A 15,154-nucleotide genomic window follows, 5' to 3' on the forward strand; every position below is an offset into this window, starting at 1 on the left:
CCTCACTCGCTGATCACGGCGGAGGCCGCGATCGTGGACAGTTTCTGGAAGCGCGCGACGTTGTCGCCCTCGTCCATCACCCCGGAGGAGAGGAAGCAGAAGGACACGCCGGAGACGGGGTCCACCCACAGCAGGGAGGAGCCGGCGCCGTAGGAGCCGAAGGTGCGCGGGGAGACGAACGGCCCGAAGAAGCGGGCGTGCGTGCCGGTGCCGGCGAGCGCGGGACCGAGCCCCATGTTCCCGGGCGGCAGGTCCCACTTCCGGGCGGTGGCGACCATGCCGTAGAGGTCGTTGATCTGCTCGCCGGTCTGGTTGGTGGTGGCGAAGTCCAGCACGGACTCCCCGATCAGCTGCTCGCCCGCGGCGGTGCGCCCCTTGTTGCGCAGCATCTCGGTGAACGCGAAGACGTCGTCGATCGTGGAGACCGCGCCGACCCACGGCATCTCGGCGTCGGGACGGTCGATGACGTCGTTGAGGCACTCGATGTCCTCCGGCTTGAGCCAGGAGTCGTTGGCCACGATGACCTTGAGCGGCACGGCGCGGTCCTGCCACTCGTCCGGCATGCCGAACCGGGTGTGCTCCATGCCGATCGGCCCGAAGACCTTCTCCTGCATCAGGGCCCGGAAGGAGGCGGCGCCGTAGGCGCGGCGGGCCATCTCGCCCATGAGCGCGTGGTTGATGGCCGCGGAGTAGTTGAGGTTCGTGCCGGGCTCGTGCACCACGTCCACGCCGCCCAGCGCCGCGATGACGTCGGCCAGCACCGCGAAGCCCTCGGGACCCAGCCCCGGGTTGGGGGTGGCCGGCATGCCGGCGCGGTGGGTGAGCAGGTGGCCGAGGTTGATCCGGTCCTTGCGCGCGGCGCGGAACGGCTCCGTGCCGAGGAACTCGGGGATGAGGTCGACGACGCGCGTGGAGAGCATGAGCTTGCCCTCGCTCAGCGCCCGGTGGATCAGGGCGTTGGTGAAGCCCTTGGACATCGACAGGATGCGGTAGACGTCGTCGGGCCGGGTGGGCCGGCCGGCGTCGAGGTCGGCGAGGCCGTAGCTGCCCCGCAGGGCGATCTCGCCGTGGCGGGCGACGACGACGTTGGCGCCGTGGTACTCACCGCGCTCGATGTCCTCGCGGACGGTCTCGTCGAGGAGCTCGAGGAAACGCCCCTCGAGGCCGGGGACGTCGGTGATGGTGGTCTCCTGGACCGCGGTGTGCTGCACGGGTGCTCTCCGTTCGAAGGTGCTGGGTGGGTCTCAGAGCATGAGGGCGCCGCCGGAGGGCGACATCGTCTGACCGGTGTAGTGGCCGGCCGCGTCGGAGGCGAGGAACAGGACGGTCCGCCCGATCTCCTCCGGCTCGGCCACGCGCTTGAGGGGCTGCAGGGCGAGCAGGGCGGCGACGTGGTCCTCGCCGGAGGCGGTGAACATCGGGGTGTTGATCCCGGCCGGGGCCAGGGCGTTGACGCGGATGTCGAACGGCGCGAGCTCCGCGGCCACCGCCTTGGTCAGGCCCACGACCGCGGCCTTGGACGCGGGGTAGTAGGCGGGCATCGGCAGACCGATGAGCCCGGCCACGGAGGCGAAGTTGATGATCGAGCCGCGGCCGGCCTTCTTCAGCAGGGGGACGGCGGCGCGGATGGTGTAGAAGGTGCCGTTGAGGTTGATCGCGACGACGCGGTCGAAGTCCTCGTCGGTGATGCCGCCCAGGAACTCGGGGTGGTAGGGCTCGCCGGTCCTGAAGGACTCGATCATCCGGTTGTTGATCTCGTCGACCCACGCCTGCTTCTCCCGGTTCGGCGTGGAGACCCCGGCGGCGTTGACGAGGACGTCCAGCCGGCCGTGGTCGGCCTCGACCTGGGCGAAGACCTGGTCCACGGCGAGCGAGCCGGAGACGTCCACGGCGAATCCGCGGGCGCGCTCCAGGCCGGTGAACTCGCGGTCGAGGGCCTCCTGGCGGAGGTCGATGCCGTAAACGGTGGCGCCCGCCCCGGTCAGTGCCCTGGCTGCGGCCAGGCCCATGCCCGAGGCCGCGCCGGTGACGACCGCGATCCTGCCGTCGAGTTCCATGCGTCGCTCCTGTCGTGGTGGAGGCCCGCCGCCCCGCGTCGATGCGGTGTGCGCTGCCTCACAGTGGTGGTGTGCGGTCAGCCTGGCAGAAAACTAGACACCTGTCTAGATCCGAGGGGAAGTGTTTCTCCCGCAAGAGCCTGCGCGCCCCGGCCGCGGGCCTACCATGGAGCGATCGCACCGACACGCGGCCCGGCGAGGAGCCCCATGCACCGCATTCCCGACGCAGTCGACACCCCGGACGTCCTGATCGACCGGGACGTGCTCCAGCACAACATCGAGCGGATGGCCGCGGCCGTGCGCGAACGGGGGCTGCGCCTGCGCCCGCACGCCAAGACGCACAAGGTCCCGCAGATCGCGGCGCTGCAGCTCGCCGCGGGCGCGGCCGGGCTGACCGTGGCCACGCTCGGGGAGGCCGAGGTCTTCGCCGCGCACGGGGCCGACGACCTGTTCGTGGCGTACCCGCTGTGGGTCGGCCCGCGCCAGGCGGATCGCCTGCGCCGGCTGAGCGCCACCGCCCGGATCAGCGTGGGGACGGACTCGGCCGAGGCGGCCGCCGTCATGGGCGAGCAGCTGGGGGACGCCGCGGGGGACGTCGCCGTGCTCGTGGAGGTCGACAGCGGCCACCACCGCAGCGGGGTCCACCCGGACGCCGCCGCGGACGTCGCCCGCGCCGCGGCCCGGGCCGGGCTGCGCGTCGAGGGTGTCTTCACCTTCCCCGGCCACAGCTACGCCCCGGGCATGCCGGTCGAGGCCGCCGCGCAGGAGCAGCGGGCCCTGGACCGGGCGGCCGGGCAGCTGGAGGCCGCGGGGTTCGAGGTGCTGCGCCGCAGCGGCGGGTCCACGCCCAGCGCGCTGCTGACCGACAGCACCGCCGCCACGGAGGTGCGGCCGGGGGTCTACGTCTTCGGCGACGCCCAGCAGCTGGAGCTCGGCCGGTGCGCCCCGGAGGACATCGCCCTGACCGTGGCCGCGACCGTGGTCAGCCGGCACGAGGGCGGCACCGCGAGCAGCGCCGGGGGCGGCGGCGAGAACGAGGTGCCGCGGCGGGTCGTCCTCGACGCCGGCAGCAAGGTCCTCGGCAGCGACCGCCCGGCCTGGGCCACCGGGTACGGGCGGCTGACGGACCACCCGGACGCCCGGATCACGGCCCTGTCCGAGCACCACGCCACCGTCGTCTGGCCCGAGGACGCCCCGCTGCCCGCCCTCGGCGAGCGCCTGCGGGTGATCCCCAACCACGTGTGCCTCACCATGAACCTCGTCGACGACGTGGCCGTGGTGCGCGGCGGGGCGGTGCTGGAGCGCTGGACCGTGGCGGCGCGGGGCCGCAACTCCTGACCCCGGAGGCGCGTCGAGCGGTCACCCGGCGGGCGGCCGCTCGACGGCCCGGGACCGTCGGATCAGCGCGGGGGCGGCGGCGGAGCGGGCGCGCCCTGCGGCGGGGCGATCTTCGGGAACGTGCGGGAGGCGCCCGCCGCCGGCTCCGCGGCGGCCTCCTGACCGCCCGCGGTCCCGGGCCAGGCGCGGCCAGGGGACGGGTCCCACCGGGCGTCGACGACCTTGCGCTGGACGACGATCGCCAGCGCCAGGACCGCCACCCCGATCAGCGCGATGAGCACGATGCCGCCGACGGACCCGATCTTGGCGGCGGAGCCCACGGCGATGCCGAACCACCCGAAGTCGGCGTCCCCGAAGGTGGTGTTCTCGGAGCCGAAGGTCCCCAGCACCGAGAGCAGGAACGCCGGCAGGAACGTGATGATCAGGCCGTTGACGAAACCGCCGGCGAGGGCGCCGCGGCGCCCGCCGGTCGCGTTGCCGTAGACCCCGGCGGCACCGCCCGTGAAGAAGTGGGGCACGAGCCCCGGCAGGATCAGCGCGATGCCGATGGCGGGGTTGAGCCAGACGGAGAGGACGAACAGCCCGACCAGGCCGCCCACGAAGCTGGAGATGAAGCCCAGCAGCACCGCGTTCTGGGCGTAGGGGAAGACGATCGGCGCGTCCAGGGCCGGGATGGCGCCGGGGACGACCTTCGCGGCGATGCCCTGGAACGCGGGGACGAGCTCACCGAGGATGGTGCGCACGCCGAAGAGGATGACGGCCACGGCCACGCCGAACTGCAGGCCCTGGGTGATGGACATCATGATGTAGTTGCCCACGCCGGTGGCGCCGCCGTCGAACGCGGTGAAGGCCTCCGCGGTCCCGGCCCGGACCAGGAAGAGCACGGCGAGGACCACGTACATCAGCGCCATGGACAGGGCGGTGGCCACCATGGAGTCGCGGAGGAAGCGCAGTCCCTCCGGCAGCTTCGTGTCCTCGGTGGACCGGCTCTTCTTGCCCACGAGCTGTCCCACCGTTCCGGCGGCGATGTATCCGGCGGTGCCGAAGTGCCCGATGGCCACGCTGTCGTCGCCGGTGATCCGGCGGGTCCACGGATGGGCGAGCGCCGGGAGGGACACCATCAGGATGCCGAGCAGCAGGGCGCCGAGCAGGACGGTCACCCACGCGTCGTAGCCGGCGGTGGCCAGGATGATGGTCAGCATCGTGGCCATGAACAGGACGTGGTGCCCGGTCAGGAAGACGTAGCTCAGGGGGGTGAAGCGGGCGAGCAGGAGGCTGACGGCGAAGCCGAGGATCATCAGCCACGCGACCTGGGCCCCGTACTCGGCCTGGGCGATCCCGGCGATGGCCTCGTTGGTGGGGATCACGCCCTGGGCGCCGGTGGCGCCCAGGATCATGGCGCCCAGCGGCTCCAGGGAGGCGACGACGAGGGTGGCCCCGGCGCCGATCAGCAGGAAGCCCAGCGTGGCCTTGATGGCACCGCCGATGATCTGACCGGTGCTCTTGCGCAGGGCGGCCAGACCGACGGCGGTGATGATGCCGATGAGGAACGCCGGGACGGCGAGGATCTCGCTGACCAGGAACTCGGGGATGCTGACGAGCCAGTTCACGGGAGGCCTGCTTTCACACGTCGTAGAGCTCGCGCAGGGCGGCGTCGAGCTCGGTGGTGCTGGTGAAGTTCTCGACCACCTTCACGGGAACGCCGACATCGCCCAGGGTGCGGGCGATCTCCCCGGAGGTGAGGATCAGGTCGGCCTCCTTGGCCTTGCCGCGGGCGGAGATCGTGTCGGTGGCCTCGACCGTGAGGTACCGGCTCCAGCCCCAGTGGTCGAGCACCTTCTCCAGGGTGTTCTTGAGGAACAGGCTGGTGCCGAGGCCGTTGCCGCAGACGGTCAGGATCTTGTTGCGGCTGTCCGCGGCCTGCTCCGTCGACGTCGTGGCGGCCGGTTCGGCGGGCGCGGCCTGCTCCGTCGTCGCCGGTCCCGCGGGTGACGCCGGGGCGTCCTCCGTCAGCACGGCGAGCACCTCCTCGGGGGTGCTCGCGGTGTCCAGGGCGGTCCGGGTCTCCGGCGAGCCCAGCAGCGTGGCCAGCGTGCGCATGGCCTGCAGGTGCTCCTTCTTGTCCTTCGCGGAGAGGGCGACGACGAGGGTCACGGGGTCGTTCGCCGCGTGCCCGAACTCCACGGGCCGGGCGAGCCGGACCCAGGACATCGCCGTGCGGTGCACGGCCTCCGAGGGCCGGGCGTGGGCGAAGGCGAAACCCGGCGCCACCACGATGTACGGGCCGTTCTCCTCCACGCTGGTGATCATGGCCTGCGTGTACTCGCCGCTGGTCGCCCCCGCGCGCTCGAGCAGCTCACCCGCCAGCGCGACGGCGGCACGCCAGTCCCTCGCCGGTTCGTCCAGGCAGATCGACTCCAGGTCCAGCAACCGGCTGAGATGAGACATACCTGACATGGTATCCCATGAGCGCCCCGAAATATGATCTGGATCACATTCATTTTATGCTGGTCCGGCCGGCGCCGGAGGGGCCGCCCCGGGGCCGGGCACGGATCTGGCAAGCTGACGGAAGCCTCTGTCCCTCGGCGGGGGACCACTGCACCTCCGGAAGGACCGAGATGAGCCAGCGTCCCGTACCCGCGCGCGCCCTGCCGTGGGTCGTCGTCGGCATCGTGCTCGTTGCACTGAGCCTGCGCGGGCCGATCATCGCCCCGACGCCGGTGATCACGCAGATCCAGTCCGAGCTCGGGCTCTCGGCGGCGACCGCGGGCCTGCTCACGGGCCTGCCGGTGCTGCTCTTCGCCCTGGTCACCCCGCTGGCCTCCAAGCTGATCGGACGCTTCGGGCCCGAGGCGGCCGTCCTGGCGTGCCTGAGCGGCGTGCTGGCCGGGACCGTCATCCGCTCGGCGGGCCCCACCGCGGTGGTCCTGGCCGGCACCGTGGTCATCGGCGCCGCGATCGCCGTGGGCAACATCGTGGTCCCGGTGATCATCCGCCGCGACGTCTCCTGGCGCCGGATCCCCACGGTGACCGCCGCCTACACCGCCGCCCTCAACGTCGGGTCGATGATCACCGCCCTGGGCACCGCGCCGCTGGCCGCGGCGGTCGGGTGGCGCTGGGCCCTGGTCGCCTGGGGCGCGCTGACCGTGGTGGCCCTCGTCTTCTGGCTGGTCGTGGCGCGCCGCCGGACCGGCACACCACCCGCGGCCTCCACCCCCGCCGAGCCCAGCACTGCCACCGGTGCGCTGAGACAGGCCCGGGGCGCCGCGCAGATCCGGCGCGTCGGCTGGTGGCTGACGTTCGCCTTCTGCGGGCAGGCCTTCTCCTACTACTCCATCACCGCCTGGCTGCCCACCCTGCTGGCCGACACCCGGGGGCTGAGCCTGGCCGCCTCCGGAGCCGGCGCCTCCCTGTTCCAGGTCGCCGCCATCGCCGGCGCCCTGGGCGTGCCCCTGCTGGCCGACCGGGCCCCGGCGTGGACGCCGGTGGTCCTCGTCGGAGGGCTGTGGATCGCCCTGCCCGTCGGGCTGCTGCTCGCCCCCGAGGGCTATCTCCTGTGGTCGGCCATCGGCGGCATCGCCCAGGGCGGGGGCTTCACCACGATCTTCTCCATCGTCGCGCGCATCGTGCGCTCCGACGCCGAGGCCGCGGGGACCTCCGCCCGCATCCAGGGCAGCGGGTACCTGGCCGCGACCGTCGGTCCACCCCTGATCGGCGCACTGAACTCCGGCACCGGGGGCTGGACCGTTCCCCTGCTGGTCGTCCTCGGTGCCACGGTGGTGTTCCTGGCCGGTGGCCTGCTGGCCGTCCGGGAGTCCCAGGACCGTTCCGGGTAGGGGTTTTGTGCGTCCCATCGCCGGGCTGCTCGACGGGGCGCGCGGAGCCGCAGGGCCCGCCGGCAGGGCCCGTGAGCGGAACGGCCGCCGCACCGAGCCCGCCGGCCGGTGCGCGCTGACGCAGGAATTAGGGCAGGAATCTGTCAGCTAATCCGGGGCGACCTGCTACAGTTCCCCCCACCACCAGGTAAGGCTCACCTCACCTGCCCGATCCGCCCGACCGAAGGCCCCGCGCATGACCCGTGGCACGACGCCTCCCGCCGTGGCGCTCGACCTCCTCCCCCCGGAGACCGCACCGGCTGCGGGCCTCGACAGCGACCTCGTGCTCGCGGGGCGCCGCGGGACTCTCTTCGCGCGGCGGGACCGGACGCTGCCCGCCGCCCCGATCACCGGCGGCGGCGTCGGGGCGGCGCTGGCCCGCCTGGACGAGGCCACCCGCGAGGCGTTCGACTCCGGCGCCCGCCGCGCCACGGGACCGGTGCTGTGCGGAACCGTCCCCTTCGACCCGGGCGAGCCGGCCGACCTGTTCCTCGCCGAGCGGCCCGTCTGGGCACCCCGCCCGGCACCGAGAGCCTCGGTGCCCCTGGCCCGGCAGCTCGTGCCCTCCGCCCCGGCGCCGGACGCGGACCACCGCGAGGCGCTCGCCGAGGTCCTCGACCGGATCGGCCGCGGCGCCGCGGAGCACCTGGTGCTGGCCCGCGCCCTGGACCTGGAGCTGCCCGCCCCCGTGGACCTGGACCGGCTGTGGGACGAGCTGGTGGCCCGCGCCGCGGGCGGCCACGCCTTCCTGGTGCGGCCCCGGGACGGCGGCGCCGTCCTCGGCGCGGGTCCGGAGCTCACGGCCGAGGTGCGCCCGACCGGCTTCGCCGCCCACCCCCACACCGGTTGCGCCGCGCGCCATCCCACGGTCGCGGGCGACGCGGCCGCCCAGCAGTCCCTGCTGCGCTCCCCTGCCGCGCGCCGGCGGCACCAGCACGTCGTCGAGCAGCTGGCCCGCAGCCTGGCACCGCTCGCCGCGTCGCTGCACGTGCCCGCGCAGCCCAGCGTGCTCAGCACCGACGCCGCCTGGCATCTCGCGACCCGCCTCACCGGCCGGCTGCCCCGGGGCACCAGCGCGCTGCACGCCGCGGTGGCGCTGCACCGTGCCGCCGCCGGCGGCACCCCGGGCCGGGAGGCCATGTCCCTGATCCGTGAGCTCGAGCCGCGCCCCCGCGGCGCCTTCGCGGGGCTCGTGGGCTGGACCGACGCCGCGGGGCACGGCCAGTGGGTGCCGGTGCTGCGCAGCGTCCACCTGCACGGCACGCTGGCCCGGCTGCACGCCGCCGCGGAGCTGGACGCGACCTCCACCGTGGACGGTGCCGTGGCCGAGACGGCCGCGAACTTCGGCACCGTGCGCGCGGCCCTCGCGGCCGCCGGCGCCCTGGAACGGACGGACCCGTGCTCCGTGGTCCCGGACGCCGCCTGACCGGTCGCGCCCGCGACGCAGCACAGCTCGTCCGACCGGGGCCTGAGCTCAGTCGAGCTCCACCACGGTGACGGGCAGGGGCAGGGACTCCGCGGTGAACGTGGTCTGCTCGGAGAACGGCACGCCCGCCTCGTCCCGCCCGAAGCACAGGGCCAGCACCTCCCCCGCGTCGGCGCCGGCCATCAGGGTCCAGTGCTGGCCGACGGCGTCCACGGCGTGGGCCTGGTGGTCGAGGTCCGCCTCCCCCTCGACGTCGGTGAAGCGGGCGCGGTAGGCCTCGAGCTCCTCGGGGGTCTGCAGCACTCCGGCGGAGACGACCGCCTCCTCGTCGCCGGTGACGGAAGGAGCCACGGGGTAGGCGATGCGGAACGGCGGCTCGAGCACCTCCAGCAGCTCCCGGGCGGGGGTGGCGTCGTCGCCGCGGAGCCAGAGCCGGCCCGTCCCGTCGGCGAAACCCGCGTACTCCTCGTCGTTGGGGTAGAAGCAGAGGAAGCCCGAGCCCGGGATCCGCGAGGCCAGCCCGCTGAGGTCCGCGGCGTGCTCCACGGTCAGGAAGCGGGTGAGGGGCTCCAGCGGCAGGGGTTCCACGGGCGTTGTCTCCTAGCGGTGCGGCGGGTCGGCCCGGGAACGGCCTGGTGACCGCTCCCGGACGCTCTACGCTACGCCGCCGCCGCCCGGCCGCTGACCGGGCACGCCAGGCCGGGCACGCCGGGCCGGGCACGCCGGGCCGCGTCAGGCGGCCTGGTAGGTGAGGCAGTCGGCCTCGTCGGCGCCCGCACCGATCTTCACGTCGTGGGCGGTGCACATCAGGTGCTCGTTGTGCACGCACTCCCCGCGCTGGCAGGCGCCCACCTCAGCGTGCACGGTGGGCAGGCCCCCGTCGGGGCCCAGCGAGATGAACGTGCCGCAGTGCGCGTGGCCGGCGCTGCCGGTGACGGTGATCGCGTGGGCGGTGCACTCGTGGTCGTGGTTGAACGAGCACTGGCCCACGGTGCAGTCGGAGACGGGAGCGAACTCGGTGGTGGCCATGACTTCTCCTCCAGGAGGATCTCCGGGCCGGTGCCTGTTGCCCCGACCAGGTCGGACCCTTCCAGGATGCGCCTCACCTGGGGCAATGGATAGCGAATTTTTCTGTGCCGCAATTGCCGTGGACGCGCCGGTGGTCAGTCCGCGGCGATCCGGGTCAGCGGGATGACGTGCGGGCGGCCGCTGACCGGCTCGGGAACGACCTGCGCCCGCAGGCCGAAGACCTCGGCGAGCAGCTCCGCCGTCACGACCTCCTCGGGCGTGCCCTGGGCGACGACGCGCCCGCCGGCCATGGCCACGATGTGGTCGGAGAAGCGGGCGGCCAGGGAGATGTCGTGCAGCACCATGACCACGGTCCGGCCCAGGTCCCGGTTGAGCCGGTGGACGAGCTCGAGGATCTCGACCTGGTGGGCCAGGTCCAGGTACGTGGTGGGCTCGTCCAGGAGCACGATCTCGGTGTCCTGCACGAGCGTCATCGAGATCCAGGCGCGCTGGCGCTGTCCGCCGGAGAGCTCGTCGACCGGGGTCCCGGCGAGCTCGGCGATGCCGGTGGCCTCCAGCGCCCGGTGCACGGCGTCCTCGTCGGCGTGCGAGAACTGCTGGTACCAGCGCTGCCGCGGGTGGCGTCCGCGGGAGACGAGGTCGGCCACGGTGAGCCCCTCCGGGGCCGTGGGTCCCTGGGGCAGGACGGCCAGCCGCTGGGCGATCCGCCGGGTGGAGAGCCGGTCGAGCGGTTCGCGGTCGAGGGTCACGGTGCCGCCGAGCGGGCGCAGCAGGCGCGCCATCCCCCGCAGCAGGGTGGACTTGCCGCACCCGTTGGGGCCGATGACCGTGGTGACGCGGCCCTCCGGGACGGCCAGGGACAGGTGCTCGACGACGGGCCTCCCGTCGTAGCCCAGCGTCAGGTCGCGGGCCTCCAGCCGGGCGGTGGCGGGCAGGGGGCTCATGGGGTCCTCCGTTGGGATCGCAGGACGAGGTGGATGAGGTACGGGGCACCCAGCACGGCCGTGGCGACGCCGACCGGCAGGGGCACGGCCAGCAGGTGGGCGGCGGCGGTGTCGGCGACCAGCACGAACAGCGCCCCGACCAGGACCGAGACGGCCACGGGCGGCACCGGGGCCCGCGTGAGCAGACGGGCGATCTGCGGTGAGGCCAGCGCCACGAACACCAGCGGGCCGCCGACCACGGTGGCGACCGAGGCCAGCAGCACGGCCAGGCTCAGGGCCACCACCCGGACCCGCCCCAGCCGCAGCCCCAGGCCCACCGCGGTGTCCTCGTGCAGGGACGAGAGGAGCAGCCACCGGCCGGACAGCACCGCCGCGCCGACCAGGGCGGCCGCGACGACCGCCATGGGCCGCACCAGGGACCAGTCCTTGCCGTTGAGCGAGCCCGTCATCCAGGTCAGGGCCTGGGCGGCGCTGGTGACGTCGCCCAGGGTGAGCATCCAGGTGGTCAGCGCGGTGGTGAACCCGGAGATTCCCAGGCCCACCAGGATCAGCCGGTAGCTGTCGACCCCGTGCCGGTAGGCCAGCAGGTAGACGGCCACGCCGCTGGCCGTGCCGGCCGCGAAGGCCGCGGCCGGCATGCCCACGGTCGCGGCCGCGCCGCTGAGTCCGGCCGCCCCGCCCTGCCCGAGGATCAGCACCGCGACCGCGCCCGCCGAGGCCCCGGAGGTCACACCGAGGATGTCGGGGCTGGCCAGCGGGTTGCGGGCGACCGTCTGGGTGATGGCGCCCGCCGCGGCCAGGCATGCGCCCACGAGCACGGCGGCCACCGTGCGGGGGGCGCGGAACTCGACCACCGCCAGCTGGACGGCGGCGTCCGGCGCCCGGCCGGCGAGCGCGGCGAGGACCTGCGGGTACGGGATGGGGGTGCCGCCCACGGCCACGTGGAGGGCCGCGCCCGCGGCCACCAGGACCATCAGCACGGCCGAGACCGCCAGCGCCCGGGGGTGCACCCGCACGGAGACGGGCCCGGCGCGCAGCGCCCGGACGGACCGGAACGGTCCCGGCGGCGGAACCCCCGGGGCGGCGGACGGCGTGCGCGCCCGGGGCGGGGCGGCGGGGGACGAGGTCATGCGGTGGCCGGCTTCCGGCGGCGGGCGAGATGGACGAAGAACGGTGCGCCGACGGCGGCCAGCACCACCCCGACCGACAGCTCCCCCGGCCGGGCGACCACCCGGCCGGCGGTGTCGGCCAGCAGCAGCACGGCCGCCCCGGCCAGCGCGCCGGCGGGGACGAGCCACCGGTAGTCCGTGCCCATCACGGCACGGGCCATGTGCGGGACCACGAGCCCGGCGAAGGCGATCGGCCCGGCCAGGGTCACGGCCGCACCCGCGAGCAGCGTGATCGCCGCGATCCCGGTGATCCGGGCCCGCAGCACGGAGACCCCGAGGCCGCGGGCGACGTCCTCGCCCAGGGAGAGGCTGTTCAGCGCGCCGACGTTGGCCGCGGTCAGGGCGAGCCCCAGGGCCAGGAAGGGCCAGAGCACCTCGAGGGAGCCGTTGCGGACCGCGACGGAGCCCACCTGCCAGAAGCGCAGGGTGTCCAGGGCCTGGTCGTCCAGCAGGACGATGGCCGAGACCAGCCCGGTGCACAGCGCGGAGACGGCCGCCCCGGCCAGCACCAGGGTGATGGGCGTGGCCCCGTGCCGGGCGGCGGAGCCGATGAGGAAGACCACCACCACGGCCGCCAGGGCCCCGCCGAAGGCCAGCAGCGCCTGGGTCAGCGGGGCCACGGTGCCGGCCGCGGCGGTCACGCCGACAATCGCCAGGGCGGCGCCCTGGTTGATGCCCAGCAGGCCGGGGTCGGCGATCGGATTGCGCGTGTGGCCCTGCACCAGCACCCCCGCCAGGCCGAGACAGGTCCCCACCACCACGGCGGTGACGGTGCGCGGCCAGCGCAGCTCGCGGATGGTCACGTCCATGACGGTGCCCGTGGGGGTGAGCACGGCGTGCCAGGCCTCGGCCGGGGTGGAGGGCCGCCCGCCCACGCACACGCTCAGCACCACGGCGCCCAGAGCCACCGCGAGCAGCACGGCCAGCCACTGCCCCCGGCGCAGCACCGGGGCACGTGGGGGCCGGGTTGCCAGGGACAGGGCCATGCCACCTCGATTACGTCAGGGATGTGTGAGCTAATGCCGAGCGGACTGCTACAGTCTGCCACAGTGAGGTGAGCCTCACCTCACCTGCCACCCGATCCGCCCGACCGAAGGCCTTCCCCATGACCCCTGGAAAGACCCTCCCCGCCGCCGTTCTCGGCCTGTCCCTGCTCGCCCTCACGGCCTGCGGCGGCACCGAGCCGGCCGCCGGCCCCGCGACCGGGTCCCCGGCGCCGGATTCGACCGCGACCGGCGCCACGGCCGCCGGGTATCCGCTGACGATGACCCACGCGATGGGCGAGACCGTCATCGAGGAGCAGCCCCAGCGCGTGGTCGCGCTGGATCCCAGCTACGTCGACGCGGCGCTGCTGCTCGACGCGGAGCTGGTCGGCTACGCCGAGTACCGGCAGGACCCGGAGGACCCGTTCGCCGACTACCTGGGGGACGTCTCGGCGGAGACGGCCGAAGCGGTGAACGTCGGCACGATCGCCGAGCCGGACCTGGAGCAGATCGCGGGGCTCGACCCGGACCTCATCGTCTCGGCCAAGGTCCGCCAGGAGGCCCTGTACCCGCAGCTGGAGAAGATCGCCCCCACGGTCTTCTCCGAGTCCACCGGGCCGACGTGGAAGGAGAACGTGGTCCTGCTCGGGGAGGCCCTGGGCAAGCAGGAGCAGGCCGAGCAGGAGGTCGCCGGCTACGAGGCGCGCGCCGCCGCGGTGGGCGAGGCGATCCTGGCGCAGGACCCCGACGCCACGTACTCGCTGCTGCGCTTCGCGGGCGAGGACACCGCGCGCCTGTACTCCTCGGACTCCTTCATCGGCGAGATCATGGCCGACATGGGCATCCCCCGCCCCGAGGGGGCGCCCGACACGACCGAGAGCATCTTCGTGCCCCTGTCCCAGGAGCAGATCCTCGAGGCGGACGCGGACCTGGTCATGGTGAGCACCTGGGCGCCGGACGGTGCCGAGGGCGAGGCCTCCCGGGAGCAGGAGGAGCGCTTCACCACCAACCCGCTCTGGGAGCGGCTCGAGGGCGAGGTCCTGCCGGTCGACGACGAGACCTTCGTGGCCTCCGTGAGCATCCAGGGCGCCCATGCCGTGATCACGCAGCTGGCCGAGCACTACGGAGTGGACCCGCAGCTGCCCTGACCCGCGCGACGGGGCCGTGGCCTTCCTCCGGGATCACGACGACGCGGCCCCGTCGCGCGGGTGAGGTCCGCTCCCGGCCGGCCGCGCCCCGGCGCCTCGTGACCCCGGGCCGCCGGAGGCGGCCGCGTCGCTCTACGCGCAGTCCAGCGCGGTGCGCAACGCCTCGAGGTTGGCGCGCATGACCTGCTGGTAGTCGGCGCTCTCGTCGACCTGGCCCTCGACCGGGTCCAGCACCGCCGTCTCGATCCCGTGCTCGGCCGCCAGGGTCTCGGCGACCTTCGGGTTGACCGTGGACTCCGAGAACACCGTGGTGACGCCCTCGGCCTCGACGACCTCGCCGATCTCGGCCAGGCGGGCCGGGGAGGGCTCGGTGTCGGGCTCGAAGCCGGCCACGGACACCTGCTCGAGATCGTACTTGTCGGCCAGGTAGCCGTAGGCGTCGTGGGAAACCACGATGGTGTCCCGCTCACAGGTGGCCAGACCCTCGGTGAACTCCTGGTCCAGGGCGGCCAGCTCCGCGGTCAGCTTCTCGGCGTTGGACTCGTAGGCCGCCGCGTGGTCCGGGTCGACCTCGGCCAGCTCGTGGGCGACCTCCGTGGCCACCGCGGCCAGCCGCTCGGGGTCCAGCCAGAAGTGCGGGTCCTCCCCCGCGTGGCCGTGCCCGTCGTCGCCGGCGGCCTCCTCGGCGGCGCCCTGTGCCGACTGCTCCCCGGCGGGGGCATCGTCGCCGTGGGCCTCTCCGCTGTGGGACGACCCGGCCTCCTCGTGCTCCTCGGCCGAGTGCGCCTCCTCGCCCTCCACGCCGGCGTGCACGGCGTCGAGGACGTGCTCGGGGGCGGCCTGGGCCACGGCGTCGTCGACCGCCGGCTGGAACCCGGAGAGGTACACCACCGCGTCCGCGGTGCGCAGTCCGTCGACCGCCGCCGGGGAGAGCTCGAGGTCGTGCGGCTCGGCCCCGGCGGGGGTCAGCGACTCCACCTGCACGTGCTCCCCGCCGACGCGCTCGGTGACGTACTGCAGCGGATAGAAGGAGGCCTGCACGTCCAGCGTCCCGTCCGACCCCTCGGCCGTGGCAGCGGGATCAGCCGAGCCGGTGGCGCAGGAGGACAGCGCGAGAGCGGCGATCAGGGACAACGGGACGGCGAGGCCGCGCGAGAGGTTCATGAGAACAATTCTCAGACAAAT

The 15,154-nt window shown here is 74.1% G+C and carries 14 protein-coding genes; 4 read left to right on the forward strand and 10 right to left on the reverse strand.

The window, feature by feature from the left end; translation table 11 throughout:
* Positions 1 to 2: 2 nt before the first annotated feature.
* Positions 3 to 1,211: a serine hydrolase domain-containing protein gene (locus RCG67_RS14220; RefSeq protein WP_368827199.1), complete on the reverse strand. Its 1,209-nt coding sequence runs from the start codon at positions 1,209 to 1,211 to the stop codon at positions 3 to 5.
* Positions 1,212 to 1,244: 33 nt separating this feature from the next.
* Positions 1,245 to 2,057: an SDR family NAD(P)-dependent oxidoreductase gene (locus tag RCG67_RS14225; protein WP_368827200.1), complete on the reverse strand. Its 813-nt coding sequence runs from the start codon at positions 2,055 to 2,057 to the stop codon at positions 1,245 to 1,247.
* A gap of 207 nt (positions 2,058 to 2,264) precedes the next feature.
* On the opposite strand from RCG67_RS14225, the gene RCG67_RS14230 reads away from it, so the two are divergent.
* Entirely contained in the window at positions 2,265 to 3,395 is a 1,131-nt protein-coding gene (locus RCG67_RS14230) for an alanine racemase (RefSeq protein WP_368827202.1), read from the forward strand.
* A gap of 62 nt (positions 3,396 to 3,457) precedes the next feature.
* On the opposite strand, the gene ulaA is transcribed toward RCG67_RS14230, so the two are convergent.
* Both ulaA and RCG67_RS14240 read right to left on the reverse strand, forming a co-directional pair.
* The gene (gene ulaA, locus RCG67_RS14235; protein WP_368827204.1) at positions 3,458 to 5,005 is read right to left on the reverse strand and encodes a PTS ascorbate transporter subunit IIC; all 1,548 of its coding nucleotides are present in this window, start codon (positions 5,003 to 5,005) and stop codon (positions 3,458 to 3,460) included.
* A 13-nt stretch (positions 5,006 to 5,018) separates the two neighbouring features.
* Positions 5,019 to 5,843, reverse strand: a complete 825-nt coding sequence (locus RCG67_RS14240; protein WP_368827206.1) for a PTS sugar transporter subunit IIAB — start codon at positions 5,841 to 5,843, stop codon at positions 5,019 to 5,021.
* Positions 5,844 to 6,013: 170 nt separating this feature from the next.
* On the opposite strand from RCG67_RS14240, the gene RCG67_RS14245 reads away from it, so the two are divergent.
* The gene (locus RCG67_RS14245) at positions 6,014 to 7,231 is read left to right on the forward strand and encodes an MFS transporter (RefSeq protein ID WP_368827208.1); all 1,218 of its coding nucleotides are present in this window, start codon (positions 6,014 to 6,016) and stop codon (positions 7,229 to 7,231) included.
* Positions 7,232 to 7,466: 235 nt separating this feature from the next.
* Positions 7,467 to 8,696 (forward strand): chorismate-binding protein, encoded by a 1,230-nt coding sequence (locus RCG67_RS14250; protein WP_368827210.1) that lies wholly within the window; start codon positions 7,467 to 7,469, stop codon positions 8,694 to 8,696.
* A gap of 48 nt (positions 8,697 to 8,744) precedes the next feature.
* On the opposite strand, the gene RCG67_RS14255 is transcribed toward RCG67_RS14250, so the two are convergent.
* The 5 genes from RCG67_RS14255 to RCG67_RS14275 all read right to left on the reverse strand — a co-directional run bounded on the left by RCG67_RS14255 (position 8,745) and on the right by RCG67_RS14275 (position 12,824).
* Positions 8,745 to 9,284, reverse strand: a complete 540-nt coding sequence (locus tag RCG67_RS14255; protein WP_368827211.1) for a hypothetical protein — start codon at positions 9,282 to 9,284, stop codon at positions 8,745 to 8,747.
* A 144-nt stretch (positions 9,285 to 9,428) separates the two neighbouring features.
* Positions 9,429 to 9,725: a DUF1540 domain-containing protein gene (locus tag RCG67_RS14260; protein ID WP_058874219.1), complete on the reverse strand. Its 297-nt coding sequence runs from the start codon at positions 9,723 to 9,725 to the stop codon at positions 9,429 to 9,431.
* A 134-nt stretch (positions 9,726 to 9,859) separates the two neighbouring features.
* On the reverse strand, positions 9,860 to 10,669 hold the full coding sequence (locus tag RCG67_RS14265) for an ABC transporter ATP-binding protein (RefSeq protein WP_368827213.1): 810 nt from the start codon (positions 10,667 to 10,669) through the stop codon (positions 9,860 to 9,862).
* Entirely contained in the window at positions 10,666 to 11,799 is a 1,134-nt protein-coding gene (locus tag RCG67_RS14270) for a FecCD family ABC transporter permease (protein ID WP_368827214.1), read from the reverse strand. The genes RCG67_RS14265 and RCG67_RS14270 overlap by 4 nt, the downstream gene beginning before the upstream one ends.
* The gene (locus tag RCG67_RS14275; protein WP_368827216.1) at positions 11,796 to 12,824 is read right to left on the reverse strand and encodes a FecCD family ABC transporter permease; all 1,029 of its coding nucleotides are present in this window, start codon (positions 12,822 to 12,824) and stop codon (positions 11,796 to 11,798) included. The genes RCG67_RS14270 and RCG67_RS14275 overlap by 4 nt, the downstream gene beginning before the upstream one ends.
* A gap of 119 nt (positions 12,825 to 12,943) precedes the next feature.
* Here RCG67_RS14275 and RCG67_RS14280 point away from each other — a divergent pair, with 119 nt between their 5' ends.
* Entirely contained in the window at positions 12,944 to 13,969 is a 1,026-nt protein-coding gene (locus RCG67_RS14280) for an ABC transporter substrate-binding protein (RefSeq protein ID WP_368827217.1), read from the forward strand.
* 132 nt (positions 13,970 to 14,101) lie between these two features.
* Here the strand turns inward: RCG67_RS14280 and RCG67_RS14285 are convergent, their stop codons facing one another.
* Positions 14,102 to 15,133 carry a metal ABC transporter substrate-binding protein gene (locus RCG67_RS14285; RefSeq protein WP_368827219.1) on the reverse strand — a complete coding sequence of 344 codons (1,032 nt, stop codon included), beginning with the start codon at positions 15,131 to 15,133 and terminating at the stop codon, positions 14,102 to 14,104.
* Positions 15,134 to 15,154: the final 21 nt, after the last annotated feature.

The organism is Kocuria cellulosilytica (assembly GCF_040981245.1).
Classification (GTDB): domain Bacteria; phylum Actinomycetota; class Actinomycetes; order Actinomycetales; family Micrococcaceae; genus Kocuria; species Kocuria cellulosilytica.

Coding starts and splice junctions, on each gene's coding strand:
- RCG67_RS14285 (WP_368827219.1), bottom strand. CDS start 15,133: ATGAACCTCTCGCGCGGCCTCGCCGTCCCGTTGTCCCTGATCGCCGCT.
- RCG67_RS14240 (WP_368827206.1), bottom strand. CDS start 5,843: ATGTCTCATCTCAGCCGGTTGCTGGACCTGGAGTCGATCTGCCTGGAC.
- RCG67_RS14280 (WP_368827217.1), top strand. CDS start 12,944: ATGACCCCTGGAAAGACCCTCCCCGCCGCCGTTCTCGGCCTGTCCCTG.
- RCG67_RS14225 (WP_368827200.1), bottom strand. CDS start 2,057: ATGGAACTCGACGGCAGGATCGCGGTCGTCACCGGCGCGGCCTCGGGC.
- RCG67_RS14245 (WP_368827208.1), top strand. CDS start 6,014: ATGAGCCAGCGTCCCGTACCCGCGCGCGCCCTGCCGTGGGTCGTCGTC.
- RCG67_RS14250 (WP_368827210.1), top strand. CDS start 7,467: ATGACCCGTGGCACGACGCCTCCCGCCGTGGCGCTCGACCTCCTCCCC.
- RCG67_RS14230 (WP_368827202.1), top strand. CDS start 2,265: ATGCACCGCATTCCCGACGCAGTCGACACCCCGGACGTCCTGATCGAC.
- RCG67_RS14265 (WP_368827213.1), bottom strand. CDS start 10,669: ATGAGCCCCCTGCCCGCCACCGCCCGGCTGGAGGCCCGCGACCTGACG.
- RCG67_RS14260 (WP_058874219.1), bottom strand. CDS start 9,725: ATGGCCACCACCGAGTTCGCTCCCGTCTCCGACTGCACCGTGGGCCAG.
- RCG67_RS14270 (WP_368827214.1), bottom strand. CDS start 11,799: ATGACCTCGTCCCCCGCCGCCCCGCCCCGGGCGCGCACGCCGTCCGCC.
- RCG67_RS14275 (WP_368827216.1), bottom strand. CDS start 12,824: ATGGCCCTGTCCCTGGCAACCCGGCCCCCACGTGCCCCGGTGCTGCGC.